The following is a 26,167-nucleotide window of genomic DNA, read 5'->3' as shown; positions in this document are numbered from 1 at the left end:
CATCATCCCAGGGGGTACCGGGAAACGCTCACCGCCCTCTTACCTCTGTGGGCAGGGAGGCTACCAGGGCAAGGTTTCCATTGAGTATGACATCCTCCTCAAGGAGGAGACCGGCGTTAGCTCCATCAGTAACGGCTCCCCGGAGATTGCGGACTTCCTTTGCATCGCCGATTTTCCCAACAAGAAGTCCTGCTTCAAGACACTGCCTGTAGAAGGCATCGTTGGGCACAACCTTGGCGAGGATGACCTGGTCGACTTTGATCACCCTTCGTCTGAACTCACTGTCCTGAAGCACAACCTCTCCTCCAGGACGAATTTCAAGCACCGTTGTCTGGGTGAAGACCGTTACCGGATGCTTGTAAGGACGAAGGGTGAGGGCTTCACCATTCCCTCCTGCAAAACGTTTCATCATGACGTCCCGGTGGCACGGTTCCATCCAGGAAGCAAACTCCCGGTTTTCGGTAACAATGTAGATCTTCTTTCCTTCGAATCCGAGTTTCTCCGCAGTGTCTGCCGCTCCAAAATGGTCCCCCCAGATGAGTACCGTTCCCCCACATTCCAGTGGCTTTGGCCTATCACCTGGGTAGTACGCGCACCCTATGGCCTTACACCGGAGAACCTCGTCAAAGGAAACCACAAAAGGCAGATCAATACCGGGAATATCGGGACGAAGAACCCTGCCCCCAGTGGCCACAAGAACAACGTCGAAAGCCTTAAGATCCTCGATGGTGGGCTCGGTCCGAAGACGTACGGTAACACCAAGCTGCGTGATTTGTTCCCGTAGCCAGTCAGCATACCAGCGCATTTTCGTTTTCCCTGGAACGGTACAGCAGAGGAGTATCGCTCCTCCCAGCTCTCCGGTCTTCTCAAATACCGTGACCTCATGACCTCGTAGGGTGGCAATTCTTGCTGCCTCAAGGCCACCTGGACCCCCACCGACGATGGCAACCCGAAGGGGCTTCCTGGCCTTCGGAAGATCGATAAACCGTTCGTCACCCATTGCAGGGTTGATTGCACAGCGACACTCCCGCTTAATCATAAGGGATTCCTGCCAGCATCCCACAAGGCACGAGATGCACTTACGAATTTCCCTCACCCTCCCCTCTCTGGCCTTGTTTGCCCAGTAGGGATCTGCAATGAGCTGCCTCGAGAGCCCAACCATGTCAGCTTTTCCCTCAGCGAGAATTCGCTCACAGTACTCAGGGTCCCGCAGGGTATGGCTCGTTATAACAGGAATCCTGACGTGTTTTTTGATTTCCCAGGCAGCATAGGTGTTCCACCCCTGAGGGTAGTACATGGGATCCATGGTCGGCCCGGGCACCTCGAACGTTCCGGCACTAATGTCAAGGAATGCCACACCGTTTTCCTCCATCAGCTTGGCAATTTTGATGCTCTCCTCGAGAGTCCTGCCACCTTCGATCCACTCTTCTCCGGAGTACCGGATACCAATGGGGAAGTTCTTTCCGCACTTCCGCTTAATGCGGTCGATAATCTCAAGGACAAATCGCATCCGGTTAATGAAACTCCCACCAAACCGGTCATTCCTCCGGTTGATATAGGGGCTCATGAACTGGGCGATGAGATACCCATGGGCTCCGTGGAGTTCCACGGCATCGAAACCCGCCTGCTGAACGCGCCAGGCAGCTTCAGCGAACTTCTCAATGAGGTCATAAATCTCCTCGATAGTCATAGCCCGGATGGATTTCCCTTTCTTGGAAACTTCCTCAGCGTAGACGATTTCGTGTCCCGCGGAACCGGGAAGGGATACCACCATATCGGTGGCAGAGAAAAGGTCTTTCCTCGGCCAGGCTGCCTGTCGTCCTGGATGCTGAATCTGCACTGCACACCGGGCACCATATCGGTGCATCGCTTCGGCAAGACGGGCAAGCCCGGGGATCATGGGATCTTCATCCGCTGCAAGGCAGGTCACAGTGGGTCTTCCCGTTGCCTTGTCGGGAGTTGTCGCGCCAACAATGATGAAGCCGCAACCCCCCTTGGCAATTTCCTCATGGTACCGGATAACTCGCTCGTTCACCGAGCCATCGGCGTTTGCTGAACTGATATCCGTAGGCACATGGACAATCCGGTTAGGGACGACAAAGTTCCCAATCTCGATAGGAGAGAAGAGATGGGGGAAATATGGATTCTTCACTGGAATGCCTCCTCTCGCTGTGCTCAACAACACTCTTCCTTCCCTTTTCTCCGGTAACACTCCTCCATAATCTCTTCAGTCCTCGTTGCTCCAAACCTCGTGGCACCTACCTCCCGAACCTTCAGGGCGGCATCGAGATCCCGCACGCCTCCCGCTGCCTTGACCTGGACTTTTGGAGAAACGGACTGCCTCATCAAAATGAGGTCCTCAATGGTCGCACCTCCGGGACCAAACCCTGTGGAAGTTTTGACAAAGTCAGCCCCTGCCTCTTCAGCGAGCCTGCACCCGATGCGCTTCAATTCATCCGTGAGGTAGCAGTTCTCAAGGATGACCTTCACAATAACTCCATGCCGGTGGGCAACCTCGACCACTGCCTGGATGTCTCGCTTTACGTACTCAAAGTCGCGGGAACGGAGTTTCCCAATATGGATAACCATGTCGATTTCTTCTGCTCCATCGCGAATGGCCTGCTCCGCCTCGAAGACCTTGGTTTCCGTCTTGTGAGCGCCGTGGGGAAAGCCAACCACAGCCCCAACCTTGACTTCGCTCCCCTCAAGGAGCTTCCTGGCCAGAGCTACATCAGAAGGGCGACAACACACCGAGGCAACGTTGTACTTCCTGGCAATCTCACATCCCCTCACAATGTCCTCATCGGTGAGATCGGGTCGAAGGAGGGAATGGTCAATCATTTTGGCAATGTCTTGACAGGTGTAATCCACCACCACACCTCCTTTGTAATAACAAAATAAAAACATGATATCGCTATCCATTGTAAAAGAACATCGCTGACTTCGTCAAGGGGGCTTCGCGAAAATCCCTGATGGTGGTTACTTCCGTTCTCCCCAGAGGAGACTCAGACGTTCCGCGAGGACCTTCTCATAACCGCGCTGGGTGGGACGATAGTACACTCTCCTTCCCAGCGAGGTGGGAAAGTACTCCTGAAACACAAACCCTTCCGGAAAATCGTGGACGTACTGGTATTCCTTGGCGTACCCCAGTTGCCGCAAAAGCCCGGTGGGAGCATTGCGAAGGTGCAAGGGAACAGGAAGCGAGCCGTATTTCCTCACATCCTCCAGAGCTTCCTGAAGCGCCCGGTACGAAGCGTTGCTCTTTGGGGCACAGGCAACATAGACTGTGGCCTGCGCAAGGGCAAGTCGCCCTTCAGGCTCTCCCAGAAAATCGAAGGCCTCCCGAGCAGCCAGGGCAATGAGCAGTGCCTGAGGATCGGCATTTCCGACGTCTTCCGAAGCACAGGCAATGAGACGTCGCAGAATAGCATGGGGGTCTTCTCCAGCTTCAAGCATTCGCGCAAGCCAGTACAGTGCTGCATCGGGGTCACTTCCTCGAAGACTCTTATGGTAGGCCGAAAGGAGGTTATAGTGTTCCTCCCCTGACTTATCGTAGAGGTAGGAGACTTTCCGGAAAAGGCCCTGCAAGAAATCAACGTCAACCTGCTCTTTGCCTTCCTGCCTTGCGAGGTGGGCAGCGGTTTCAAGCATATTCAGCGCCTGGCGAGCATCGCCATCGGCAAGACGGGCAATCCACTGCAGGGCTTCCTCTTCAAAGGGTGGAGCCTTCCCCCGTAGACCCCGCTCTTCCTCAAGGGCACGTCGAAGGAGATACAAAAGGTCTTCAAAAGGTATTTCCCGGAAGATGACCACTTGCACCCGGGAAAGAAGGGGTGCAATGATTTCAAAAGAGGGATTCTCCGTGGTGGATCCAATAAACGTGATAAGCCCCTCCTCAACGTAGGGCAAAAGGAGACTCTGCTGGCCCTTGTGGAAGCGGTGCACTTCATCGATAAAGAAAACGGTTTTCTTCCCATGGAATTTCAGGGCATTTTCAGCTTCCTGCACTGCTTCTCGAATCTCTTTGACTCCCGAAGCCACTGCGCTCAGGGAAGTCATGCGGTACCCACAGGCTTCGGCAAGAAGAAAGGCCACAGAGGTCTTTCCCGTTCCCGGTGGCCCCCAGAAAATGAGAGAGGGGAGAAATTGGGCTTCCACAATCCGGCGCAGCAACCCCTGGGGACCCGTAAGATGGGGCTGTCCCACAACTTCATCCAGCGTTCGGGGACGCATTCGAAAGGCAAGAGGCTTTGTTTCTTCCCGGACTCCAAAGAGCTCTCCTTCCCTGAAAACCGTCGCTCTCTCCTTCCTTAGAACTTCTGTTCTACAGTAACATTATATTCCTCGGGGCAAAAGAACACAAGCCTTTATTCCCGCAAGGCAAGGGAGACCGTTCTGGAATCCAGTGCCTGGGCCAACCCTTCCCGGAGTACCCCGAGGACCCTCTCAATCTCAGCAAGCCAGAAGAGGGTGAGACGGGAAAACTGAAGGAAGCATCCCCCGGTGACCCGCTGCAGCATCCCAAGAAATGACGTTGCCGAAAGGAGCGCTCCCATATCTTCTGCATCAAGGCATGAAAGGTCCGCAAGATACGCCTTTACGGCTTCCTGGAAGACATACTCTTCGAGGGGAATGAACCCCTGTTGAGGACAGGCATCGATAAGGGAATGGAGAAGCTTTTTCACCACATTCTCCAGACGCCTCATCGCTACCGTAACACCTCTTTGACAACTTCCACCGTCTCGAGGATGTCCTCTCTTGTTACCTCTCTTGAGGTTACAAACCGGACAAGCGATGCAGAAACCGGGGTAGCCAGAACACCCCGTTCCTGAAGAAGCTCGACGAAGCGATGCGCAGTAAGGTCCTTTCGGTGCAGGTGAAGCAGGACAAAGTTCGTCTGCACCCGGGAAAGGTCCACAGAAAGTCCCTCAATTTCTGCAAGTCTTTCGGCAAGAAGTCGAGCGTTTCTGTGGTCCTCTTCAAGACGAGCGATATTCTCCGGAGAGAGTGCCACAATCCCACAGGCACAGAGCCACCCGGTCTGGCGCATTCCCCCTCCAAGCATTTTCCGGTACCGCTTCGCTTCTTCGATGAAATCCCGGGGACCGGCAAGGAGCGAACCCACAGGAGCTCCAAGCCCTTTCGAGAGGGAAATCATCACTGTATCTGCACAGGCGGCGATGTCTTTCGCAGGAACCCCAAGGTATACCGCCGCGTTGAAAAGGCGGGCCCCGTCGAGATGGACCCGTAATCCAACCTCTTCTGCCAGGCGCTTGATGGCCCTGAGCTTCTCAAGAGGAGGAACGATACCCCCGTAGCGGTAATGGGTGTTCTCAAGACAAATAAGACGAGTACGGGGATAGTGGATATCCCGCGGGCGGATTGCCCGACGAATGTCATCGGGATCCGGAGCACCATCATCTCCCCGGAGCGTCCGTACCATGAGTCCGGCTATGGCCCCGATACCTCCGGTTTCTGAGGTTCGAATGTGGGCGTTTTCTTCGAGAATAACCTCATCCCCTCGAGTGGTATGGGTGAGAAGGGCCACGAGATTCCCCATGGTGCCGCTGGGAAGAAAGATGCTCGCCTCCTTCCCCAGAAGGGATGCCGCCAGGGATTCGAGCTCGTTCTGCATAGGGTCTTCACCGTACACGGAATCCCCCAAAGGAGCCTGAAAGGCGAACCGCCTCATTTCCTCCGTGGGGAGAGTGATGGTATCCCGGCGGAGGTCAACGATTCTTCTCTTCATCGTCTCACCTCAGGCCAGAAAGGCAGTGAAAACCTCTTTGAGGATCTCCTTGTCATCCTGAGTAATGGTCCTTCCCTCTTTCAACTCCTCAATACAGTACCCTCCAATGCTCGCAGCAATCATCCGCAAGAGTGCATCTCCCGAGATTTTCTTCCCAGTCCTCGTGGTCACTTCCCCAATTTTCTCTGCTATCCTCTTCCGAATCTCCTGGAGCCTCTGGGCGATTTCCTGGAAGCGCTGACAGGCCTCGTCATGGCTCAGAAGGTCAAAAGCAGCACGCTGGAACACCAGAAGGAGATCCCTCTTCTGAGAAAAGAACTCACAGTAGCAATCCACAATCCTCGTCAGAAGTTCCTTAACATTTCCCCTGGGAAGGGTACTCTCCAAGGCTGCGGCGAGTTCCTCAAAAATCTCCTGGATAACTTTCATAAGAAGGTCGAGCTTATTCTCAAAATAGTAGTAAATCGTGGACTTCTTTACCCCTGAAAGGGCGGCCACGTCTTCGAGAGTGGCATCGAAAAAACTCTTCTCGGCGAAAATCTTCTTCGCCGCTTCAAGAATCTTTCTCCTCGTGTCCTCCAACACTCACCACCTCAGAAGCTGTACTTTACCTCAAGAGCAATACCCTCACCAACGCTCCCCAGTCTACTCCCCTGGGCGCCTGAAGAGACGGAATACGTCAAGGTGACATTCCAGTTATCCTCTGGTTTATATTCTGTCCCAAGCATCCATACCGTGCTTCCATCTTCAAGACTCGTAACACAATTCAGAAAAGGCTTCCACTTTCCGTCTTCGCTCTGCCAGTCGACATGGAAATATCCGTACGGGGAAACCCGCTCTCCCTCTTCCCAGAGGTTCCCCAGGAGGTAGGCGAGATTCACATAGGTGTTGTTCCAGGAATAGTCGACCCCGAGACTCGCCTTCCAGTACGGCGCATCGAAAACGGGAATTTGCACCTCTCCCCCCTGGGAAAGGACCACGGTATGCATCCACTTTTCGGGAACCACAAAGGCCACATCTCCCCGGAGGGTGAGCCCCTCTATCCCGGCAAGGGTCCCCTGGAACTCTAGACCAAGAACAGACCTTTTCGGATACCCCAAATGCACCCGAACGTCCCACAGGCCCTCAGGAAGAAGGGTAATGGTGGTTTCTCGAGGGTACGATGAAAGGAAATATCCCTGAATGTAGCTCAAAGCAATGTCAAAAGCACCTATTGATCCCCGGGCCCGGAGAGCCCAGATAGGAGAGGAAAAACTCACCGGCGGCTCGTCCCTAGTGATGACCATGTTCGTCCTCTGTGGGTCCACCCCAAAGGGGAGGAGAGAGGGAAGGAGAAATTGTTTCTCCACAAATTCGGGGACGAAATTGGCTACAAACCTCGGCTGGTAGAAAAATTCCAAAGACCAGGTCGTATTAAGATACCACTCAAGGTCAAGTGCCGGAACGGGAATCTTCTCCCCGAGGATGTCGGCGCTGAGATCCCGGGAGAACGGGCGGGGATTCAGGACGTCCACAGGGCTCATAATGTCTGAGGCTCCCCAGGTGATCTCAAGAAGCCCCACCCGGAAGTCTGTTGCATCCCAGGGGGCCTGAACTCCCTGGAAACTGACCTCCCGCACCCGCAAGGGGCGAATATTGTTCTCGTCCTGGTACCTCAAAAGAAGCTCCACGTTGCCGAAATAGCGGCTGTCCAGGGGTATGGTGGAAGAAAAATTCACCTTTATGCCGTAGTCGAGATCCCTCTCCTGGAAGCTGTAGGAGCTGAAAGCCGCAACGTTCCCCTGGGTTTCAAGAGCCCAGACCGGGCCCAGAACACAGCCAAAAAGGAGAACAATCACTCCTGCCAGAAACCGCTTCATTGGCGTCACCTCATAATGTCGGCCGCTGAATGGTGCGGACGCTGAAGAAATCATCAGGTAGAGGAATGTCCTCCTCGATGGACGAAACCTCCATGATGGTCGCATGGTTTTCCTTCACATCTTTCAGGGAAAGCTTGAGAATCTGAATACTCCCGTCTTCCCTTTCCCGAACCTCATGAACCTCCAGCGTTTTCCAAAGATTCCCGGCGGTATCGAAGAAGTCAATCTTTTTGAAGTAGAACTTCGCCTTGTCCACGGTCATGTCAAGCTTTCCGTACTTTGAGTCCGCTTTTTTGGGGATGAGCTCAAGGTAGTAGTTGGTGTCATCCTCCCCTTTCAGCGTGCTCTCGTAATCCTCCTTGCCGTAGCCTCCAGAGAGGTCGTCGTAAGTAAAATCCGTCCCCATGAATTTCTCGCTCTTGCTCGAACCGGCAATGAGGCGAACCTTCTTGTATGCCGGCATGTAGAGATAGATTTTTTCACCGTTTCGAAGACTCAATAGCGTAACCCCCTTGACATCTGCAGGACTCAAGAAGCGAAAGATGATGGAGACCTTGTCTTCCCCTTCGTCCTTAGAGTACATGACCATTTCCCGTGCTTCCTCTTTTCCTGAAGCGTCAACGAGCACAATTCTGCCCACAGTCTTCTGAGTCGTGAACTGCGTCCGGCGTGCTTCCATCTCGTCGAGGATCTCCGAAGCGGTGAGGGCGAACACGCAACCTGTGGCAAAAAGGAGAAACAGCACAAAGAGAATCAGAGCAATACCGCGCTTCATCAGGCATTCCCCCTTTGTCGTGCTTTATTGTTTCCAAGGTACTCCTCAAGGTGCAATAGGAGAGCCAAAGCAAGGAAGGTGTAGAAAACCCCGATGAGGAGCACCGTTGCCACCAGGGAACCAAAAATCCGCAGCATATGGATGCGAGAAAGGGCAAGGACATAGAGACCCCCGGCAACACCCAGGGCGTTCAGCAGAATACCCCTGCCCGTATTGGTGAGCGTTGCCTGAAGAGCCCGAGTTCCAGGGTTCTGCGCAACTTCTCTGTACCAGCGGGCCGTGAAGTGAATAGCGTAATCAATCCCCGCACCAATGGCAATGCTTGCCACCATGAGGGTGGCTACATTAAGTGGAATACGGAACCACCCCATCACTCCAAAAGACGTCACCACGGTGAGGAGAATAGGAACCATGGCGACACTTGCCCGTCGTAGAGACAAAAGCTGCAACACAAGAAGGCCAAAGACAATCACCAGGGCAAGGAACATGCTCTTGGCCTGCTGACTGAAAAGCATTTCGTTGATATGGTTGGCGATAATCGGGGTTCCGGTAATCCTGTAGGCAACCGTTATATCGCCATCCTCTGCCTCGAGGTATACCGCCTCGTCAAGGACCTCATACAGTGCGAAGTCGTGGCTCTCTTCAAAACGAACACCCGAAAGTTCTTCCAGCTTTTCCCGCAAGGTCTCAACCTTGACCCTTTTGGCCACCCGCTCAAGGGATGTTTCAAGAACGTTCCCCAGGTACTCGGCGCTCTCGGCATCAAGGCCAAGCTGCTCTTCAAGAACTCTCGGAAGAGGGAGGTTTCCAGCAAGGCTCTCAACGAGAGCCACCTGAACTGCCTCTTCCTCAAGGCCCAGATCTTCAATTTCAAGGCGAGCATCCTGGACAATCCGCTGAACAAACCGGTCGTCTTTCCCGATAAATTCCTGCCAGGGTTTTTCCAAGAATGCAAGAACAACGGCGTGAGCTTTCTCCTGGGGAAGGGAAACGCCAAAAAGGGTGAGATCCTCGATAATGGTCTTTGCGAGGAATTCTCGGGCTTCGGCAGTCTCAAGAGGAACCCGCTTCACTCGCTTCGGACGGCTCTCAAGGAATGCCCGTGCTTTTTTGAGTTCTTCCCTGAGCTCTGCTGAGGTCGTTTCCCGGGCTTTGAACTCGATGAACGTCTCCCGCCCATCCTCGGTCATTCTCCCCTTCAGATACTCATTATCGTTCACAAAGAACCACAGGTTGTTGATTTTCTCCTCCTCAAGGGGAATCGCTCGCCATCCCTCCATGGCCTCATTGAGATCCAGAAGAAAAGAGGCCAAAGAGGAAGGTTCCTGGAAGTTCTGGAACCTCTTCAGATACTGGGCAATCCGGATCATCTCCCGGAGCACAAAGGGTTCTCTGATATTCTCTGTAGTTATGCAGAGGTAATTGTAGTCCGTGCTCCCAAAGCGGTCCTTAAAGTACTCGACGAGTTTCGTGATGGGATGTTCTGCGCCCATTTGCATTCGGATTGTCGTCTCCACGTGAATCCTGGGAATACCGACACAGAGGATGCCCGTAACGGCCACAAGAAAAAGCACAACAACGCGTTTCCGATGGAGCAAGGAGTGACTCAGAAAACGCAAGAATCGGTGGAAATAGTCTCCCCCGTTTTCTCCGGAATGCTCCAGGTGATGGGGAACGTACCGGATAGGGAAAACCGTATAGAACGCCCCCAGGGAAAAAGTCGAAAGAACCATTCCGAAGAAGACGCCTAAAGCCGCATAGAGACCAAAATCGGAAACCGGCCGGATCTCGGCGGTAAGCAAAGACAAAAATCCGCCCATCGTCGTCAGAGCACTCATGAGAATGGGCAGGAAAACACCCTGCAGTGCCCGCTCTGCTGCCTCTTTGCCCTCTGCGACTTTTCGCTCTTCGTAGTAGCGATTGATAAAGTGTATGCCATAAGCACTGACCAGGGCGAGCAAGAGTACAGGGAGCGAAGCCGAAATGACGGTGAAGGATTTCCCCAAAAACACCGCAACACCCATAGCCCAGAGAGCTGAAAGCAGGGCCACGAAAATGGGTAAGAGCATTCCCCGAATACTCCGAAACCCAAACCAGAGGATGGCAAGGAGCACACCTCCCGCAACAGGCGTCAGAAGCCGCATGTTCCTCTGGGCGTCCTTCGACATTTCTTCCATGATGATGCGTGCCCCGAAGAAGGTTACCTGAACATCTGGGGGAATCTCGCCGCGGACTGTCTCCATCACATCCCGGATGGCCTGCCCCTGGTCGACGTTGTCGAAAAAGGAGACCACAACAATGGTCCCTCTGCCGTCGGGAGTCACGATCTTCCCCCACACCAGGTCGTTACCCACCAAGCGTTCCCGGAGTGCCCGGGCTTCTTCCTGGCTTTTGGGGAGGGCCTCCACGACTTCCCGAACCTCGATGCCGTATTCTGTGGTGAGGATTTCCGGCATATTCGTGAGAGCGGTAACCTTCTGAACCACAGGGAGACTCTCGATCCTCTCCACCACATTCTGGAGAAGGGCGAGGTGTTCGGGGGTGAAAAGGTCGTCAAACTCCAAAGCCACGATCATGCTCTTTTTCTGAAAACCGGAAAACTTCTCTTCCAGGGTGTTGTAAAACGATACTTCGGGGTCGCTTTCAGGAACATACTTGGTGACATCGTCCTCAAAGTGGATGCTCTGCAGCTTCCAGAGGAAAAGCAGGGTGAGGAAAAGGGTTATCCCGAGAATGGGCCAGGCGTACTTCCGAACCCACCGGGCCAGGCGCTCCATCCATTACCACCTCCAGGGAACCATCTGACCGTTCAGTCGAAAATTATACTCCTATACCTTCCTTCCCACAACTCCTGAAACTGGACGCTACTATACCTCGAGTTTCCAGGCATTCCTGTAGCTTCCTAGAACCCTGAGGAAGGTACTCCGCGTTTTGAGTTCTTCAAGGAGCTGCTGGTACTTCTCCTCGACCAGATTCCCCTCCCAGTCCACGTAAAAGAGGTATTCCCAGGGCCTCCCTATGAAAGGGCGGGACTCAAGTTTTAAGAGATTCACGCCCCTTCGGGCAAACACCCCTAAAGCCTCGTATAACGCCCCCGGGTAGTTCCGGAGGGCAAAGACACAGGAAACCTTATCGTGTTCAGGAAGGGGTTCAAAACGCGTGGCAATGATGATGAAGCGGGTGAAGTTTCGAGGGTTATCTTCGATATCCTCTTCCACCTTCTCAAGACCATATTTGGCAATGGCCTCATCGCTTGAAATGCAACCGCTCCCAGGACCAAACTCGGCAGTTCTCCGGGCTGCTTCTTCCGTACTCCCTACATTGATGATCCGCACACCCCGAAGACGCTCGAGGAACTTCCCACACTGGGCGAACCCCTGAGGATGCGCAAAGAGCACCCGGAGGGTGTCCTTCGCTGTTCCGGGGTAAAGCCCCAGGTGCTGGGAAACCCGGATGAAACGCTCTCCAACGATGAACGTTTCCGGAAACTCCAGAAGGAGGTCGAAATTGTGGTGAATGCTTCCCGTGATGGTGTTTTCTAAGGGAACCACTCCGTGAGTTGCCTTGTTGCTCACCACCTGCTCAAAAACCTCGCGGAAGTTCTGGCAGGGAAGAAGTTCCACATCTTCCCCAAAGGAACGTCGAGCCACTTGGGAACTGAAGGATCCCTGCTCTCCAAGGAATGCCACCCTCGGCTTTTCGGGGTTTGGGCCTCCAGAGGTCCTTCCAGAGCACAGTACGGTTCCAGCGATGTCCTCCCGCTTGAGTTCCCGACCCACAAGGACACTGATCACCTCAAGGTCCCTCATGAGCTTGCGGAACTGCTCAAAGCGAAGACTCTGGGGACCGTCAGAGAGCGCTCGCTCTGGCTCTGGATGCACTTCCACCATGACACCATCTGCTCCGCAGGCCACAGCGGCCCTTGCCATAGGGATGACTTTTTCCCTGAGACCTGTACCATGGCTTGGATCCACCACAATGGGAAGATGCGAGAGCTCCTTCACCACCGGGATAGCGGTGAGGTCCAGGGTGTTTCTGGTGAAGCGTTCAATGGTCCGGATGCCCCGCTCGCAGAGAACCACCTGGAAGTTCCCAAGGCTTAGAACGTATTCTGCCGCGAGAAGCAGGTCCTCAACGGTGGCGGACATGCCTCGCTTCAGGAGAACGGGCTTCCGCAACATTCCCACCTTTTTGAGAAGCTCAAAATTCTGCATGTTCCGGGCACCAATTTGAATCATGTCCGCATACGCAGCCACAAGTTCAGCATTCTCGGGACTCGTCGCCTCGGTAACCACGGGAAGACCAAAACGTTCCCGGGCCCTGGCAAGGATTTCAAGCCCTGCCTCTCCCAGTCCCTGAAAGCTATATGGGGAAGTGCGGGGCTTAAAGGCTCCTCCCCGAAGGATATGGCCCCCAAAACGCCTCACCACTTCCGCAGTACGGAAGAGCTGGTCCTGCGACTCCACCGCACAGGGCCCGGCAATGACCACCACAGTTTCCCCACCTATGGCAACATCCCCAACCCGCACCACAGTACCCTGTGGCAGGAAAGCACGATGGGCCAGCTGAAACGATGTCTCAAGGTCAATCACCCGTTCCACAAAGGAGGCAGGAAGGACTTCAGAAGCGGGGAAAGTCCGCTCACTGACCACAACCGTCTTTCTTCCGTCAAAATCCACAAAGTGCACCACAAAGCCACGATGCCGAAGGCTCTCCTGAAGTTCGCGCTTTTCCTTCTCATCAAGAACGTGATTCCCGATAACGATCACACATCCTCACCCCGGAGAAAGAATCGGCCACTGGCCTTCGCTTCTTCCTGACAGGTTTGACATTCCCGTACTGAAGCAGGAGCATCAAACCCCCGGAAGAACAGCCCTCCCTCGTACGAACACCGAAAGGCGTCAAAGAAGTACCTTATGGTCAAAACTACTCCCTCAAAAAGCCTTTCTCCCCTCGTTGCTCCCACCGCCAGGAGAAAACCCTTCTTGGGCTTCATATCTTCCTTGAAGAGATACCTCCTTGCCCAGAGCACCTGCGTCCGGTCCACCAGTGCCTTAAAAGGAGCAGGAAGGCCGTAGAAGAACACTGGGGTGCTCACCACGACTCTATCTGCCGCAAGGAGCTTCTCGACCACCGCGGCCATGTCATCCTGAATGACGCACTTTCCCGTGGCCTCACAGTACCGGCAGCCCCGGCAGAACTGAATACGAAGCTGGGAGGGAGTGAGAATCTCCGCGCTGGAAAACCCAGAAGAAAGGAACCACTCAAGGAGCACATCGCTATTCCCCCCTCTACGGGGACTACCGCAAATACCCAGAATCTTCAAAAAACATCACCCTCCTCAATTCTACACGACTTTTAGAATAAAATCCGCCTTTCCTGGTTGAAGAAGAAAACCAAAATTTGGAAGAAAGGAGGCGATCGGGATGCCCATCCCCATTGGTGAAAAGGCCGGGGCCTTTGCGCTGAAGGATCAGCATGGGAACGTTGTTGCCCTCGAAGGCCTCCGCGGCAGGAAAGTCGTTCTCTCCTTCCACCCTCTGGCTTTCACCCGCATATGCACCTACCAGATGCAGGACCTGGAGAGATCCAAAGAGCAACTGGATGTGCTCAATGCTGTTGCCCTGGGCATCAGTGTTGATCCCGTACCGGCCAAGCACGCCTGGGCCAAAGAGATTGGAGTAAAACATACCCCTCTCCTCTCGGATTTCTGGCCCCACGGCGAGGTCGCGGAGATGTATGGAGTTTTCAGGAGAGACGACGGCTTCTCGGAGCGAGCTGTGTACATCCTCGATGGAGAGCACACCGTTCGATGGGTCAAAATCTACCCAATTTCTGAGCGGCCCAGTATTGAAGAAATCCTCAAAGTCCTCGAAAACCTCTGATTGGCCGCTGAGGTTCTCCGTGATCACGGAGAACCTCAGCGGCTTCGCCGGTTACCGGCATATACACTCAACATGGCAAAGAGAATGATACCGAATCCCAGCCACTTCCCGGCGTCACCAAGGCCCAAAGCGGTGAGGAGATTGGTCAGTGCCTGGAGGAAAATCGAACCTAAAATGACTCCAAAATAGCTCCCTCCACCACCGGCAAGCGGCACTCCTCCGACCACCACGGCGGCAATACTCGGCATAACGTAATTCGACCCCATATCTTTAAAAGCAATCCCCATGTTCCCAAGAAGAAGGAGTCCAATAAGGCTCGCCAGGACACCGCTTGCCGCGAATGTCAGAAACCGAACCTTTTTGACGTTAATGCCACAGAGATACGCCGTCCGCTCATTGGCACCGACACCGAAAAGAATCTGCCCCCACTTCGTCCTCTCAAAAACCAGTATCGCGAGAATGCTTACCGGGATGAGCACGAAGAGGATGTTCGGGAACACCCCGGTTAACCTCGCAGCAAGGGTCACGAGGACTGGCGATGGTCTCCCTGTGATGGCCTTCCCCGCCACATAAGCGTTCACAATTCCCTGGAGAATATCTGCCATTGCCAGAGTGACCACAAGCGGAGGAAGCTTCAGGTACGACGTAAGCGCCCCATTGGCAAGTCCCACCAAAAGCCCAAGAACAAGAGCCACAAGAAGCGCTACCCCAAGATAGGCATTCCGTCCATCCATGATGCTTGCGGTGAGCACCGCGGTAAGCGTTGCCGTATACCCCACAGAGAGATCCAGTCCTCCACCCCCGGCAACGATGACAATCATCTGGCAGAGGCCAAAAAGAGCAATGAAGGCCGCGAGTTTCAAGGTCAAGAGGATTTGCTCGAGGGTCAAAAATCCCGGAACGATGACACCACCACCAACGTACAGGAGAACGGTGAGAAGGAGAATGGTAAAAGCTTTCCGGTACTGCACAGGAAACCAGGAACCCCGAATCCATCCGTACCAGGGAAATGTTTTCTTTAGAAACGTCTCCATACGTCTCACCTTAACGGAGTTCTCGACGCAGGGTGGCATATGCCGGACCCGCAATGGCGGCAATGACGATGATGCCCGAAACCAGGGTCTGGTACGCATTGGGAACGTTGGCAAAAAAGATAATCCTCCCCACAAACCCAAGAATGAGTGCACCCACAATGGCAAGGTACACGCTTCCCCGACCACCGGAAAGCGCAATACCCCCGACAACCACCGCAGCGATAGACCGAAGCGTCAGTGGCCCCCCCATGCGGGCATCGCCAGTCTGGTTCTGGCCAACAAAAAAGAGAGCCGCCAGGAAAATCAGAATGGCGTTGAGCACACAGGCAAGCATCTGTGTTTTTCCCGTATTGATACCGCTCACGTAAGCGCTCTCGATGTTGCTTCCCACGGCATAGATGTACCGTCCGGTACGGGTTCGACTTACAACATACCACAAAACACATGCTCCAGCAATTAAGAGGAGGGCCGGAGGAGCATAGTTCCCAAGGCTTTTGAACACTTCAGGGACACCCTCAACCGCGCGCATATTGTAGAACACCCTGAACCAGGGAACACTTTCCCCGCCCGGGGTTGGGCGCAAGAAAAGTGCAATCCCAAGCCAGGCATAAGATGTGGCAAAGGTCACAATAACTGGTGGAATCCGCAGGTACCCGATACCAAGGCCGTTCACTACACCGGTACCCAGAGCCACGAGGAATGCCAGGATGAGTGCATAGACACCTGTTACCGGGTCGTCCTTTTTCATAACCGTGGTGAGCACACAGGTGAAGAGCGACAACGCCGCTCCAGAGGAAAGGTCAATTCCCCCAGAAATGATGACAATGGCCTGCCCCATAGCAAGGAGAATCAAGGGAGCGAAAGAGTTGATGGTTCGAACAATAGACTTTGCTTCAAAGAAGTTTTCCTGCAAAATAGCGGTAATACCAAAGAGCACAGAGAACATCAAGAGACTGGAGGTTTCGGGCTGGAGCAGAGCGCGTTTCAGAACCTCGAAAGGTAGGGCAACGATACCCTTTCTCGCCGCATCCATATAACCTCTCCCCTTCTACCGGACCCGCACAGAAGCAGCGGTGATGGCCTCTTCGCTGATGCCTTCTCCCGTCAACGTAGCCACAATGCCACCCTCGTACATGATGAGAACCCGATCTGCGTACTGGGCCAGCTCCTCGTGATCGCTGGCATAAAGGATAATGCCGATACCCCGCTCTATTGCTAGGCGTCTAATGTATTCGTACAGATCCCTTTTGGCACCAATGTCCACACCTTTTGCCGGATCGGCGAGAAGGAAAACCTTGACATCGAAAGAAAGCCATTTTCCCACAACAACTTTCTGCTGGTTGCCTCCAGAAAGCGTACTCACCGGAGCATCGAGGCCGGAAACCTTGATAGAGAGAAGCTGAACAACATCCTCACACTCTCTCCGGTACCTCTTTTCGGGAATGACCACAGGATGCCGGGGAAGACCAAACTTGGGGAAAACCATGTTACTGTACACCGAGTGTTCGAGAAACAGGCCCTCTTTCTGCCGGTCTCCAGGAACAAGAAGGATGCCATTCTGGATGGCATCCTGAGGGCGACGCAGGACGATTTTCTTTCCCCCCATTTCCACCTCGCACTGTACCCCGGGTAAGCTTCCCGCCAGGGCATAGAGCAGTTCATTCTGCCCCTGACCAGCAAGACCGCCGATGCCAAGAATCTCCCCTCTTGCGAGTTCCAGGGAAACATCTCGCAGAGATTTTACCCTGCTTCTGATGCGAGCCCTGAGAAAGATCTCACGGGACTCAGATCCTTCCCCAAAGGTTCTCTCCACCAGCAAAGGTCGAACGACTTCTCCGGTAATGTGGCCGATGATGGTTTCAGGGTCCTTCTCCTCCCGGTCGAAATCAATATGCGCCACCGTGGCACCGTTCCGGAAAATGGTGACGTCATCGCAAATCTCCATGACTTCCCAGAGACGATGGGAGGTGAAAACAATAGCTACACCACTTTGTGCCAAAGCCCGCATGTAGGCAAAGAGACTTTTGACCTGGGCATGTTCAAGAGCCGCCGTGGGCTCGTCAAGGATGAGAAGCTGTGGTTTCTCGGCGATCGCCTTGGCAATCTCCACAATCTGCATTTCTCCAGGACTGAGTTCGTATACTTTCCTGGTGATGTCAAGGCCTGGCAGGAGTTTACTCAGAATGTCTCGTGCAATCTGTTTCGCTTCCTGGTTGTCGAGGAAAATACCCCGGCTTTTCTCCATACCCAGCACAACGTTCTGCCACACTGTGAGATCAGGAACAAGACTGAGGTTCTGAAAGACAAGAGCAATACCATCTCTTTTTGCTTCACTCGGGTTCTTGTAGTGCACCAGTCGCCCCTTGTACCATATTTCTCCCCCATCGGGCCTGTACACTCCAGCGATAATTTTCGACATAGTGCTCTTCCCCGAGCCGTTTGCTCCAAGAAGCCCCGTGATCCTCCCTTGCCGGCAGCGGAGGTTTCCATCTGAAAGTGCCACAACACCGCCGAAGTGTTTCCGAATGCCTCTGGCTTCAAGGATGACCAACGAATGTTCCCTCCTCCAACGAGAAAAGCGCCGGAGGAAAAGTCCTCCGGCGCTTTGTGTATTACTCAAAGAGCTCGGCGACGGCTTCTTCGGACATGATTTCGGTTAGGAGGTAATCATCGGGTTTGTCCTTCAAAAGCTCCCATGCTTCGTCGAAATTCTCGTCGGTAATGAACATGCTCACTTTGTAGAAGAAGGTATTATCTACGAGAACACCCGGCTTGAACTGTTTCCCGTTGTAGAGCTGCAGAGCAATACGGAAGGCAGTACCGCCGATTCCCGGCGGGTTCGGCTGAGTGCAGGCCTTAAAGTCTGCTCCGGCCTCACGGAGTTTCTTCCACTCTTTGAAGAAAGCGGTTCCTGGATCGCCGAACATGACCTTGGGAAGCTTCCCAGCATCAAGAAAGGCCGAAAGAACACCATATGCCATCCCATCCTGAGTGATGACCCCGTCAATCTGCTGGCCGGAGGCGATGATCTGGGCTGCAACCTCTTTCGCCTTTGTCTGGTCCCAGTATCCACTTGTATCGGCAATGAGTTTGATATCGGGATACTGCTTGAGTACCTCGTAAACGGCTCTGCGACGGTCGTTGTCCGCAGGGTGTCCCTCAAGGCCGTAGATTTGAATGACGTTCCCCTTCTGTAGCGTAGAACAGATCCACTCCACATTTTTCTTCATCCATGTGTAGTGGTCAAGGGTAACGTTGATGACATTTGGTGCGGTTACTGTAGCGTCAAAGGCCACAACAAGGATTCCCGCTTCCTGGGCTTCCTCAATAACCGCATTCAGGGCAGTGGGGGAATTGGGGTTCACAAGGATGATGTCCACACCCTGGGCGATGAAATCGCGGAGGATATTGGCCTGTTCCGTGGCATCACCGTTGACAATGTTGTTGACGATCTTAAAATCAGCAATTTTCCCCGCCGCTTTGTACTCGTTGCCCACTTCTTCCAGGCCATTGATCATGATGGTACGCCAGGAAGTCCCGGAAGACCCGGTGGATATACCCACAACAGGGAGTTTCTTCTGGGCCAGTGCCTGGGACATTCCGAGCGCCAGAAGGAAGCAGAAAAGACTCACCAAGAGAACAAACATTTGGAAACCACGCCTCTGAGTCATCGTGTCTTACCTCCTCTACACTTCGGTTGAAAGAATCTGCTTTTTATCCTGCACTCCCTTTTTCGGCATCTCACCTCCCTTCAATCGGGACCCACGAATCTGCCATACATTATAACAATATCTTAATATGAGTTCAAGACTCCATGCTCAAAAAAACTTCTGCCCGTGTCCCGTCTGGGACACGGGCAGAGCGGTCACCCTTCTTTCTTCTTTGTCATCGACGCCCAGATACCCACAATGCCCAGAATAACCTTCACGACAGCATGCCAGGCCGGCTCCGCGCCGATGTTAAGCCCCGGGATAAGCCCGAGAATCCCCATGATGAGCAGGAGCCAGCTGTAGATGATGAGGAGCACTCGAACCATAATGCATCCCTCCTTTTGGATTGTGGTGTCTTAATTATAGCAAATCAACCACCTTCAAAAATAGGTTTTTCCTCTCCAAAATGCCACTCCTCCGGACTGCGCAGATACTCATAGGTGTTGAAGAGGAGGTTGTAATGGCGATATTCTTCCGAAGCCAGAAAATCCAGGAAATCCTGAACGCCCTTCTCCTGAACCTCCCTTTTCCTCTCCACGTAAAACCTGTGAGCTTTGGATTCAAGGTCCATAGCTGCCTGGAGGATATCGAGCTCTTCACTTGTGGGAGGGATGAGCTCCTCTGCACGTTTCTGGGCCTCGGTGAAGATGTTCTCGAAATACTCCCGTGTGGATTTCCGAATGCCCCCCCAGCTCTCAAAAACGAACTGCTGCCTTTGACGGATACGTTCAAAACCCTCCTGGATCCTCTCGATGTGGACGAGCTCCTCATCGGCCAGACGCTTCAGCACCTCTTTGCTCAGGGGATTTGCGACCCGGGGAATCCCGCTGAGATAGAACTGCCGTCCATCCTCTTCCATCTTCAGAGCAAACTCGAAAATGGCTTCAAGATTCATGTCCTTCCTCCTTCCGTCTGATGAACAACCAGTTGCCCTTCCGAAAACGGATAAGGGCATAAGGCCCCTGAATCCTCCGTCTCAGGAACCGGGCGAGCATTTCTCCATCCGTCCACTTCTCCGCCTCACAGTTTCCCTTATCCCAGATACGTACCACTCCCTCCCCATATCCTTCAGGAATCTCTCCCTCGAAATCGGCATAAAAAAGCGGATGGTCTTCCACCGGGATAGCGAGCCTCCGTTCTCCACTCACCCGGGGAATGCCCCTGGGCATTGCGAAACTCCGCAAAACCCTATCTCTCTCCAGACGAAGATCACAGTGATGGTGTGAAGCCCGGTGCTCATGGATGGTAAACCCGACGTAACTCACCTCCTTCGCTTTTTCCTCTAACCACTCTGAAACTTGTCTTATTCACCGTTCCTTGATAGAATATCCCAAAAAGAGCTCAGAGGAGGAAGAAATGCCTGAACTCCCTCTCAAGTGCAAGCACTGCAAGGCCATTATCGGCCTTGAAGACGTCACTGAAGTTGGCATCTATAAGATTCCGGCATACCGAGGTTCAGCGTACATCCGGTACATTTGCCCTTATTGTCGCGATTTTGGCGAAGTGACCTTTAGTCTCGAGAAGATTGAAGATGTGGCAAAGATTTTTAAGAAGCGACGTAAAGAGGCCCCCCGAGGGCAGATCACCATTGACGAGGTTATCGAATTCCATAGAGAGCTCGAAAAACTCAAAAACGCTGATTTTCTCAAAGACTCCTGAGGCTTGGTCAACATGATGAAGACAAAAGAGGAGCAAAAGAAGGTCTTTCAGGAGCTTCTGGTTCCCGAGCTCCCTGCACTTTTCCGTACAGCTCTTCGCATGACCAGAAACCGCGAGGACGCCGAGGATCTGGTCCAGGAAGCTGTTACCAAAGCTTTCGCTGCTTTTGACCGTTTTGAGGAAGGAACGAACTTTCGGGCTTGGATCTTCAAAATTCTCACCAACACCTTCATCAATAACTACTACCGCCTCAGGGACCGGCAGAAAGCGCCATCGCTTGAAGAGATGGAAGACGAGGCTTCTTTTCAGCCCTCCTTTGAAGGTGTCACCCCTGAGGAAGCTCTGCTCAACACGCTCACCCGGGAGGATATCCTCCGGGCTATCGAATCTCTGCCTCTTGAATTCCGTGCGGTTGTTGTGCTTACCCTCGTTGAGGGTTTTTCGTACAAGGAAACAGCTGAAATCTTGGACATTCCCATAGGCACAGTGATGTCCCGCCTCCACCGAGGGCGAAAGCTGCTCCAGAAGCTGCTCTGGGAGTACTCCACACGAAAAACCGGCATGGAAAAGGAGAACGAGAAGGGATGGACTGCAAAGACCTTGTAGAAAAACTCTATTTTTACCTTGATGGAGAAGTTCTCTCTGAAGAAGAACGGAGGGCAATTGAAGAGCACCTGGCCCTGTGCCGGAAATGCTGTGAGCGGTATGAGTTCGAGCGCCTCCTCTGGGATATGGTGCGGCACAACGGTCAAAACGACCATGTGCCTGAGGCCCTGATCGCTAGGATAGAAGGCGTTATCGCCCGGTTTTGAGGTGATGACCGTGGAGGGATTCCGAAGGGTTCCTGTTGAGCACATTGCCAAGGCTCTGGTGGAAAGTTACCGGAAAACACCCCGTATCACCTGCAGCGAGGAACGGGAGTTTCCCTCGCGGGAAAAGGTCATCTGGATTACCGAAGAACTCCGGGGGTTGCTCTTTCCCGGGTACTTTGGTAACACCCATATGTGCTGGGCAAATGTGGAGTACTTTGTGGGATGCAAACTCGACCACCTCTTTGTTGCTTTGAGCCAGGAAATCTCCAAGGCTCTCCGAAGCGACCCAAAGGCCATGGAGGGAACCTCTCACTCCTGCGAAGAACGAGCTCGCGAAGAAGCCTGGCGTTTCCTTGAAAAGCTTCCGATGATTCGGGAAATGCTTGATGAGGATGTTCAGGCTGCTTTCGACGGAGATCCCGCGGCAAAAAGCATCGAAGAGGTGATTCTGAGTTATCCCTGTGTCATTGCCATCTCCATCTACCGCATGGCTCACGAACTCTTCGTCCAGGGCATTCCCCTCATCCCCAGGATGATGACTGAGTATGCTCACAGCATCACGGGTATCGATATTCACCCCGGAGCCAAAATAGGGCGGAGTTTCTTCATCGACCACGGAACAGGAGTGGTCATCGGCGAAACCTGCGAGATTGGAGACAATGTGAAAATCTACCAGGGTGTGACCCTTGGAGCGCTCTCTTTTCCGAAAGACGAACGCGGGAAAATCATCCGTGGGAGGAAACGTCATCCGACCATCGAGGACAACGTGACCATCTATGCAGGAGCAACGATCTTAGGAGGTGAAACGGTCATAGGAAGAGGAAGTGTCGTTGGAGGGAATGTGTGGCTCACCCACTCGATCCCGGCAAACACCAAGGTGGTCATTGAAGAGCCCCGGCTGAGAATTATTGAAAACCGTACCTGATGAACTTTCTGGTGCACCTCGCGTTCTTTGCAGGCTGGGTGGGAAGCAGAGTTGCTTCCCCCTCCTCCTGGGTTTCCAGCGGTATCGGAGCTACGTGGTTTGCTCTCTTTCTCTCCACAACCCTGTACTTTGCCGTCTTCTCCTGGAAAAGGAGAGCCTCTCTTCTTCAGGGCCTCGGTTACGGGATTGTTGCCGCCATCCACTACCCGGAGTTTCTGTGGAAACTCAAACCGCGGCTTGACCTCCTGTGGGAAGAAAAAAAACAACTCCTCGCCCTTTCCTCAGCAATCACTCACGTATCGCGCCCCAGTTCTCTGCTCTGTCCCTTCTGTAAAACCGAGATCGAACACATCCTCGTTGCGCTTCCTGGGGAAGGCATCGGCGTCCGGAGAAGGCCAGTCTTCTGTCCCCGTTGCCAGACTCGCCTTGACTGTTGCCGGTTCTGTGTCTTCTTCGAGCCAAGAAGTGGACATCCCCTGGGGTGGGGAGAGGATCTGACCTCCGGCCGGTGCACGCTCATCAAAAAGCACCAGTCCGTTGATGAGATTTGCAGCCCTTCCGTAGCCCAGAAACTCAAAGAGATGGGATGGCATACCCTCTACGCAGGGCTCGCCATCCCCGACTCCTTTTCACCACCGGAAGAATGCCGAACGTTTCAATTCGACGAACGAAAAACGCTTCTCGAGCGCCTTCCCTGTATGGGGAAAGAGCGAGCACTGCTTTTACGTCTTGAAGAGGCTATCTATTCCCAGCCTTCTTCGAGTTCCCGCTCAGGCTGAGCAGCAGAAGAGGCGAAGTCAAAACCCAAAAGGGCACTCATTTCATTGTTAATTTCCTGAAGGAGAGAAACCAGACGATCCTGGGCCTGAAAATACGCCAGAATCACCGGGTGAGAGAGTGCTTCCTGGCGAGCCTGCTCAATCCCGGCAAAGTCCTCATCAACAAGGTCCCTCTGGAGGGCAATCCGGCTCAAAGACCTCTGTTCCTCTTCAAGGCGCTCAAGAAGTCGCAACGCTTCGGTATTCTTCGAGAGCATGGAACGGGTATTCTCAAAGTCCTGGAAAGGCTGGGTACAAACGATTTGTTCCACCAGCGACCGAATGGCATCCTTCAAGGATTGAGGAAGAACGATATGCACGTGACACCTCCAACGGCTTTTCTCCTATTATAGGGTGCGTCAGGGGAAATTTCCATCCTTCTTCCGGGACTTCTTCGAAAAAACATCACGTTCATCTACAATGTATAGTGACGAGAGAAACTCGCAGGAGGTGAACGCTGTGGCGAAAGTTGGTGTCATAACCTTCTCAGATGGACGCCCTCACGTGCACCGGGAACTCCTCTCCATGAACCTTGCCTTCCAGGAACGACTGGTGCGACGTCTCCGAGAAGCCGGACATGAGGTTGTGACAGCTCCTGAACCCCCGTGGAACAACGAAACCGCCGTACAGGCCGGAAAGACACTGCAGAGAGAAGATGTGGACTGCACTATCTTCAACTACGCCATCTGGTCATGGCCCCATTTCACGGTTCTCGCCGCCCAGTTCGCTCCCCAACCGTACCTGTGCCTTTCGAATATCAACCCCGGATACCCTGGACTTGTGGGAATGCTGGCGAGCTCTGGAGCACTGGCCAACGTCGGCATACCGTACATTCGGGTCTCCGGAGACGTTGAGGATGAGAAAGTTTTTCGAAAAATCGAAACTTTCATTCGCGCCGCGTCCTGCGTCAAGTCTCTTCGAGGAGAAACCTTCGGGTGTTTTGGTGGACGCCCCATGGGGATGTACACAGCCACCGTGGGAGCGGACGTCTGGGCAAAGGTTTTCGGCATTGATGTGGAGCACATTGATCAGTGGGAAATCGTCCGCAGGGCCGAGACTATCCCCCGGGAGAAGATCGAACAGGCTTTCAGGTGGTGCGAAGAAAATGTGGGAAAGATTCTCTACGACGGAAAACAGCTAACCCCCGAAATCCTGAAACGTCAGATCGCCTCATACTACGCCGTCAAGTCGCTCTGCGAGGAGCTGCACCTTGATTTCTGTGGTATCAAAGGGCAACCAGAGCTCACCAACAACTTCTGTACCATGGATGTCGCGGAGGCTTTCTTAAACGATCCTTACGATTTCGATGGCCCCAAAGAGCCCATTGTATGTGCAACCGAAGCCGACATGGACGCAGCCATCACCATGGAAATCCTCAAGAAACTCGCCCGAACTCCTGTTCTTTTTGCCGACGTCCGGCACTGGCACGAAGATTACGGGGTGCTCGACCTATGCAATTCGGGACAGCACGCAACATATTTTGCCGGAGGGAGTTTCGACTACCGGGACAACCTCCCCAAAGTGGTCTTCTACCCCGAGGGCTTCTACTTCCCCGCCGGAGGAGCTGCGGTTCACCACCTCGCCCACCCGGGAAAGGTCACCCTGGCGCGTCTTGGTCGTAAAAATGGGACGTATTGGATGGCCATTCTCCGGGGAGAGTTCGTGCAGTTTGATGAAAAGACCAACGAGGAAATCATGCGGAGAACCCAGATTGAGTGGCCTCACGCGTTCTGCCGCCTCGAGACCTCCATTGAGCGATTCATCGAGAAATTCCCCTGTAATCACATCCACGCAGTCTACGGCGATTATGTGGACGAGCTCATCATGGTGTGTGAAATCCTGGGCATCCCTTGGGAAATCCTCTAAAAGCAAAAGCCTGGGGATGCGATGTCCCCAGGCTTTTGCTTTCCTTTTAGAAGCTCTTCTCAGCCTCGTTGAGATTGTCCTTGGTGATGACCTTTGGCTCGATGTACACGAGAGGCTTTTCAGGAGTTACGCCTTCCCGGAGGTGCTTCACAAGGATTTCAAAAGCTGTGGCTGCCTGCTTCCCGGGGAACTGTTCAATGGTTGCGTCAAGAACCCCTTCTTCAATGAGCTTCAGGGCTTCGGGAAGGGCGTCGAACCCAACGGTGATGACCTCCTTGACATCGAACTTCCCACTGGCGTCCAGGGCCTGAATGGCTCCGAGAATCATCTCGTCGTTGGCCCCAAATACCGCGTCAATCTGTGGCGTGCTCATGATGAAGTCTTCCATCACTTTCATGCCGTCTTCGCGGCGGAAGTTTGCAGTCTGGGATTTCACGACAATGTTCGGATACTGCTTCATAATCTCGTTGAACCCAGCACTCCGGTCAATAGCAGGACCAGCTCCAGGGGTTCCTGTGAGTTCGATGACTACTCCCTTGGGCTCGCCGTACTTTTCGGTGAGCTTTTCCACAATGAACTTTGCCGCTTTTCTCCCACCCTCGACGTTATCAGCACCAACATGGCACAGGATCTGCACCGGAGCTCCCTCTTTAATCCTCCGGTCCACAGTCACAACAGGGATGTTGGCCTTGTTCAGGGCTTCAATAGCCGGAATAACCGCTTCGACCTCAATGGGGACAAGGAGAACGCCATCCACGCCCTTGATAATCATGTCTTCGATGATGGAGATTTGCTTTGAGACGTTATTCTCAGCCTCAAGCGAAATGACCTCAATGCCTCCAAGCTGAGCCGCCTTATCTTTCACCGCCTGCTCTAGAAAGGCAAACCAGGCAAAAGAAAGGCTTGGGAAAGAGAGACCAATAGTGAGGTCTTTACTGAGAGCCAGAGATCCCAGTACCGAGCACACCAGAAATACCCCAATCACCAACCCCAGAATGAGCTTCCTCACGCTGTCAACCTCCCCTCAATAGCGCTTTCTCCTCAAAGACCAATTACGGTAAGGATAAACCATGTG

27 protein-coding genes are annotated in these 26,167 nt (G+C 53.4%); 7 read left to right on the top strand and 20 right to left on the bottom strand.

All coding sequences use genetic code 11. The annotated features are described in order from the left end of the window. Nucleotides 1-28: 28 nt before the first annotated feature. From ACP6EK_RS07610 to ACP6EK_RS07560, 11 genes are all read right to left on the bottom strand, one after another. Nucleotides 29-2,152, bottom strand: coding sequence for an FAD-dependent oxidoreductase (locus tag ACP6EK_RS07610; protein WP_438314875.1), 2,124 nt, complete (start codon nucleotides 2,150-2,152; stop codon nucleotides 29-31). Nucleotides 2,153-2,175: 23 nt separating this feature from the next. Then, nucleotides 2,176-2,877 carry a deoxyribose-phosphate aldolase gene (gene deoC, locus ACP6EK_RS07605; protein ID WP_438314872.1) on the bottom strand — a complete coding sequence of 234 codons (702 nt, stop codon included), beginning with the start codon at nucleotides 2,875-2,877 and terminating at the stop codon, nucleotides 2,176-2,178. 102 nt (nucleotides 2,878-2,979) lie between these two features. After that, nucleotides 2,980-4,206 (bottom strand): replication-associated recombination protein A, encoded by a 1,227-nt coding sequence (locus ACP6EK_RS07600; RefSeq protein ID WP_438314870.1) that lies wholly within the window; start codon nucleotides 4,204-4,206, stop codon nucleotides 2,980-2,982. A gap of 161 nt (nucleotides 4,207-4,367) precedes the next feature. Beyond that, on the bottom strand, nucleotides 4,368-4,706 hold the full coding sequence (locus ACP6EK_RS07595; RefSeq protein WP_438314868.1) for a hypothetical protein: 339 nt from the start codon (nucleotides 4,704-4,706) through the stop codon (nucleotides 4,368-4,370). Between the two features lie 2 nt (nucleotides 4,707-4,708). After that, nucleotides 4,709-5,749, bottom strand: coding sequence for a GntG family PLP-dependent aldolase (locus ACP6EK_RS07590; protein ID WP_438314865.1), 1,041 nt, complete (start codon nucleotides 5,747-5,749; stop codon nucleotides 4,709-4,711). Between the two features lie 9 nt (nucleotides 5,750-5,758). After that, entirely contained in the window at nucleotides 5,759-6,334 is a 576-nt protein-coding gene (locus ACP6EK_RS07585) for a TetR/AcrR family transcriptional regulator (protein ID WP_438314862.1), read from the bottom strand. Nucleotides 6,335-6,342: 8 nt separating this feature from the next. Next, the gene (locus tag ACP6EK_RS07580; protein ID WP_438314860.1) at nucleotides 6,343-7,608 is read right to left on the bottom strand and encodes a DUF1302 family protein; all 1,266 of its coding nucleotides are present in this window, start codon (nucleotides 7,606-7,608) and stop codon (nucleotides 6,343-6,345) included. Between the two features lie 10 nt (nucleotides 7,609-7,618). Continuing rightward, nucleotides 7,619-8,383 carry an outer membrane lipoprotein-sorting protein gene (locus ACP6EK_RS07575; RefSeq protein ID WP_438314857.1) on the bottom strand — a complete coding sequence of 255 codons (765 nt, stop codon included), beginning with the start codon at nucleotides 8,381-8,383 and terminating at the stop codon, nucleotides 7,619-7,621. Beyond that, the gene (locus ACP6EK_RS07570) at nucleotides 8,383-11,160 is read right to left on the bottom strand and encodes an efflux RND transporter permease subunit (RefSeq protein ID WP_438314854.1); all 2,778 of its coding nucleotides are present in this window, start codon (nucleotides 11,158-11,160) and stop codon (nucleotides 8,383-8,385) included. Before ACP6EK_RS07570 ends, ACP6EK_RS07575 begins: the two co-directional genes overlap by 1 nt. Nucleotides 11,161-11,250: 90 nt before the next feature. After that, nucleotides 11,251-13,152, bottom strand: coding sequence for a 3-deoxy-7-phosphoheptulonate synthase (gene aroF, locus ACP6EK_RS07565; RefSeq protein WP_438314851.1), 1,902 nt, complete (start codon nucleotides 13,150-13,152; stop codon nucleotides 11,251-11,253). Then, nucleotides 13,149-13,709 carry a flavodoxin family protein gene (locus ACP6EK_RS07560; RefSeq protein ID WP_438314848.1) on the bottom strand — a complete coding sequence of 187 codons (561 nt, stop codon included), beginning with the start codon at nucleotides 13,707-13,709 and terminating at the stop codon, nucleotides 13,149-13,151. Before ACP6EK_RS07560 ends, aroF begins: the two co-directional genes overlap by 4 nt. 100 nt (nucleotides 13,710-13,809) lie before the next feature. Here ACP6EK_RS07560 and ACP6EK_RS07555 point away from each other — a divergent pair, with 100 nt between their 5' ends. Next, the gene (locus ACP6EK_RS07555; RefSeq protein WP_438314845.1) at nucleotides 13,810-14,268 is read left to right on the top strand and encodes a redoxin domain-containing protein; all 459 of its coding nucleotides are present in this window, start codon (nucleotides 13,810-13,812) and stop codon (nucleotides 14,266-14,268) included. 35 nt (nucleotides 14,269-14,303) lie between these two features. Here ACP6EK_RS07555 and ACP6EK_RS07550 read toward each other — a convergent pair whose 3' ends face one another. From ACP6EK_RS07550 to ACP6EK_RS07520, 7 genes are all read right to left on the bottom strand, one after another. Then, nucleotides 14,304-15,302, bottom strand: a complete 999-nt coding sequence (locus tag ACP6EK_RS07550) for an ABC transporter permease (RefSeq protein ID WP_438314843.1) — start codon at nucleotides 15,300-15,302, stop codon at nucleotides 14,304-14,306. Between the two features lie 10 nt (nucleotides 15,303-15,312). Then, a complete protein-coding gene (locus ACP6EK_RS07545; protein ID WP_438314841.1) occupies nucleotides 15,313-16,335 on the bottom strand; it encodes an ABC transporter permease in 1,023 nt (340 codons plus the stop codon). A gap of 15 nt (nucleotides 16,336-16,350) precedes the next feature. Beyond that, the gene (locus ACP6EK_RS07540) at nucleotides 16,351-17,853 is read right to left on the bottom strand and encodes a sugar ABC transporter ATP-binding protein (RefSeq protein ID WP_438314839.1); all 1,503 of its coding nucleotides are present in this window, start codon (nucleotides 17,851-17,853) and stop codon (nucleotides 16,351-16,353) included. Between the two features lie 61 nt (nucleotides 17,854-17,914). Continuing rightward, a complete protein-coding gene (locus tag ACP6EK_RS07535) occupies nucleotides 17,915-18,949 on the bottom strand; it encodes a substrate-binding domain-containing protein (RefSeq protein ID WP_438314837.1) in 1,035 nt (344 codons plus the stop codon). Between the two features lie 218 nt (nucleotides 18,950-19,167). Continuing rightward, on the bottom strand, nucleotides 19,168-19,338 hold the full coding sequence (locus tag ACP6EK_RS07530) for a hypothetical protein (protein ID WP_438314834.1): 171 nt from the start codon (nucleotides 19,336-19,338) through the stop codon (nucleotides 19,168-19,170). Between the two features lie 44 nt (nucleotides 19,339-19,382). After that, on the bottom strand, nucleotides 19,383-19,907 hold the full coding sequence (locus ACP6EK_RS07525) for a ferritin family protein (protein WP_438314832.1): 525 nt from the start codon (nucleotides 19,905-19,907) through the stop codon (nucleotides 19,383-19,385). Further along, on the bottom strand, nucleotides 19,897-20,277 hold the full coding sequence (locus ACP6EK_RS07520) for a DNA polymerase ligase N-terminal domain-containing protein (protein WP_438314829.1): 381 nt from the start codon (nucleotides 20,275-20,277) through the stop codon (nucleotides 19,897-19,899). Before ACP6EK_RS07520 ends, ACP6EK_RS07525 begins: the two co-directional genes overlap by 11 nt. Nucleotides 20,278-20,368: 91 nt before the next feature. Here ACP6EK_RS07520 and ACP6EK_RS07515 point away from each other — a divergent pair, with 91 nt between their 5' ends. Genes ACP6EK_RS07515 through ACP6EK_RS07495 form a run of 5 tightly spaced genes read left to right on the top strand, consistent with a single transcriptional unit; the run spans nucleotide 20,369 to nucleotide 23,187 of the window. Further along, nucleotides 20,369-20,671 carry a hypothetical protein gene (locus ACP6EK_RS07515; protein ID WP_438314826.1) on the top strand — a complete coding sequence of 101 codons (303 nt, stop codon included), beginning with the start codon at nucleotides 20,369-20,371 and terminating at the stop codon, nucleotides 20,669-20,671. A 12-nt stretch (nucleotides 20,672-20,683) separates the two neighbouring features. After that, complete coding sequence (locus ACP6EK_RS07510; protein WP_438314823.1) at nucleotides 20,684-21,277, top strand: sigma-70 family RNA polymerase sigma factor; 594 nt, start codon at nucleotides 20,684-20,686, stop codon at nucleotides 21,275-21,277. Further along, nucleotides 21,256-21,483: an anti-sigma factor family protein gene (locus ACP6EK_RS07505; protein ID WP_438314820.1), complete on the top strand. Its 228-nt coding sequence runs from the start codon at nucleotides 21,256-21,258 to the stop codon at nucleotides 21,481-21,483. Before ACP6EK_RS07510 ends, ACP6EK_RS07505 begins: the two co-directional genes overlap by 22 nt. A gap of 4 nt (nucleotides 21,484-21,487) precedes the next feature. Further along, nucleotides 21,488-22,408, top strand: a complete 921-nt coding sequence (gene epsC / locus ACP6EK_RS07500) for a serine O-acetyltransferase EpsC (protein WP_438314817.1) — start codon at nucleotides 21,488-21,490, stop codon at nucleotides 22,406-22,408. After that, nucleotides 22,408-23,187 carry a hypothetical protein gene (locus ACP6EK_RS07495; RefSeq protein ID WP_438314814.1) on the top strand — a complete coding sequence of 260 codons (780 nt, stop codon included), beginning with the start codon at nucleotides 22,408-22,410 and terminating at the stop codon, nucleotides 23,185-23,187. The genes epsC and ACP6EK_RS07495 overlap by 1 nt, the downstream gene beginning before the upstream one ends. On the opposite strand, the gene ACP6EK_RS07490 is transcribed toward ACP6EK_RS07495, so the two are convergent. After that, nucleotides 23,151-23,546 (bottom strand): YlbF family regulator, encoded by a 396-nt coding sequence (locus ACP6EK_RS07490; RefSeq protein WP_017872912.1) that lies wholly within the window; start codon nucleotides 23,544-23,546, stop codon nucleotides 23,151-23,153. The two genes, ACP6EK_RS07495 and ACP6EK_RS07490, sit on opposite strands and share 37 nt — an antisense overlap. A 139-nt stretch (nucleotides 23,547-23,685) precedes the next feature. Here ACP6EK_RS07490 and ACP6EK_RS07485 point away from each other — a divergent pair, with 139 nt between their 5' ends. Further along, on the top strand, nucleotides 23,686-25,092 hold the full coding sequence (locus ACP6EK_RS07485; RefSeq protein ID WP_438314810.1) for an L-fucose/L-arabinose isomerase family protein: 1,407 nt from the start codon (nucleotides 23,686-23,688) through the stop codon (nucleotides 25,090-25,092). A gap of 46 nt (nucleotides 25,093-25,138) precedes the next feature. Here ACP6EK_RS07485 and ACP6EK_RS07480 read toward each other — a convergent pair whose 3' ends face one another. Next, entirely contained in the window at nucleotides 25,139-26,101 is a 963-nt protein-coding gene (locus tag ACP6EK_RS07480) for a substrate-binding domain-containing protein (RefSeq protein ID WP_438314808.1), read from the bottom strand. Nucleotides 26,102-26,167: the final 66 nt, after the last annotated feature.

It is taken from the genome of Candidatus Caldatribacterium sp. SIUC1, assembly GCF_051549785.1.
Classification (GTDB): domain Bacteria; phylum Atribacterota; class Atribacteria; order Atribacterales; family Caldatribacteriaceae; genus Caldatribacterium.
Note: the sequence above shows the minus strand (reverse complement) of the source record. Positions and strands in the feature narration are given on the sequence as shown.

Excerpts from the sequence above, each read along its gene's own strand:
- ACP6EK_RS07550 (WP_438314843.1), bottom strand. The coding sequence starts at position 15,302 with ATGGAGACGTTTCTAAAGAAAACATTTCCCTGGTACGGATGGATTCGG.
- ACP6EK_RS07595 (WP_438314868.1), bottom strand. The coding sequence starts at position 4,706 with ATGAGGCGTCTGGAGAATGTGGTGAAAAAGCTTCTCCATTCCCTTATC.
- ACP6EK_RS07495 (WP_438314814.1), top strand. The coding sequence starts at position 22,408 with ATGAACTTTCTGGTGCACCTCGCGTTCTTTGCAGGCTGGGTGGGAAGC.
- ACP6EK_RS07570 (WP_438314854.1), bottom strand. The coding sequence starts at position 11,160 with ATGGAGCGCCTGGCCCGGTGGGTTCGGAAGTACGCCTGGCCCATTCTC.
- ACP6EK_RS07535 (WP_438314837.1), bottom strand. The coding sequence starts at position 18,949 with ATGTTTGTTCTCTTGGTGAGTCTTTTCTGCTTCCTTCTGGCGCTCGGA.
- ACP6EK_RS07580 (WP_438314860.1), bottom strand. The coding sequence starts at position 7,608 with ATGAAGCGGTTTCTGGCAGGAGTGATTGTTCTCCTTTTTGGCTGTGTT.
- ACP6EK_RS07510 (WP_438314823.1), top strand. The coding sequence starts at position 20,684 with ATGATGAAGACAAAAGAGGAGCAAAAGAAGGTCTTTCAGGAGCTTCTG.
- ACP6EK_RS07545 (WP_438314841.1), bottom strand. The coding sequence starts at position 16,335 with ATGGATGCGGCGAGAAAGGGTATCGTTGCCCTACCTTTCGAGGTTCTG.
- ACP6EK_RS07515 (WP_438314826.1), top strand. The coding sequence starts at position 20,369 with ATGCCTGAACTCCCTCTCAAGTGCAAGCACTGCAAGGCCATTATCGGC.
- ACP6EK_RS07525 (WP_438314832.1), bottom strand. The coding sequence starts at position 19,907 with ATGAATCTTGAAGCCATTTTCGAGTTTGCTCTGAAGATGGAAGAGGAT.
- ACP6EK_RS07555 (WP_438314845.1), top strand. The coding sequence starts at position 13,810 with ATGCCCATCCCCATTGGTGAAAAGGCCGGGGCCTTTGCGCTGAAGGAT.
- ACP6EK_RS07575 (WP_438314857.1), bottom strand. The coding sequence starts at position 8,383 with ATGAAGCGCGGTATTGCTCTGATTCTCTTTGTGCTGTTTCTCCTTTTT.
- epsC (WP_438314817.1), top strand. The coding sequence starts at position 21,488 with ATGACCGTGGAGGGATTCCGAAGGGTTCCTGTTGAGCACATTGCCAAG.
- ACP6EK_RS07505 (WP_438314820.1), top strand. The coding sequence starts at position 21,256 with ATGGACTGCAAAGACCTTGTAGAAAAACTCTATTTTTACCTTGATGGA.
- ACP6EK_RS07590 (WP_438314865.1), bottom strand. The coding sequence starts at position 5,749 with ATGAAGAGAAGAATCGTTGACCTCCGCCGGGATACCATCACTCTCCCC.
- ACP6EK_RS07530 (WP_438314834.1), bottom strand. The coding sequence starts at position 19,338 with ATGGTTCGAGTGCTCCTCATCATCTACAGCTGGCTCCTGCTCATCATG.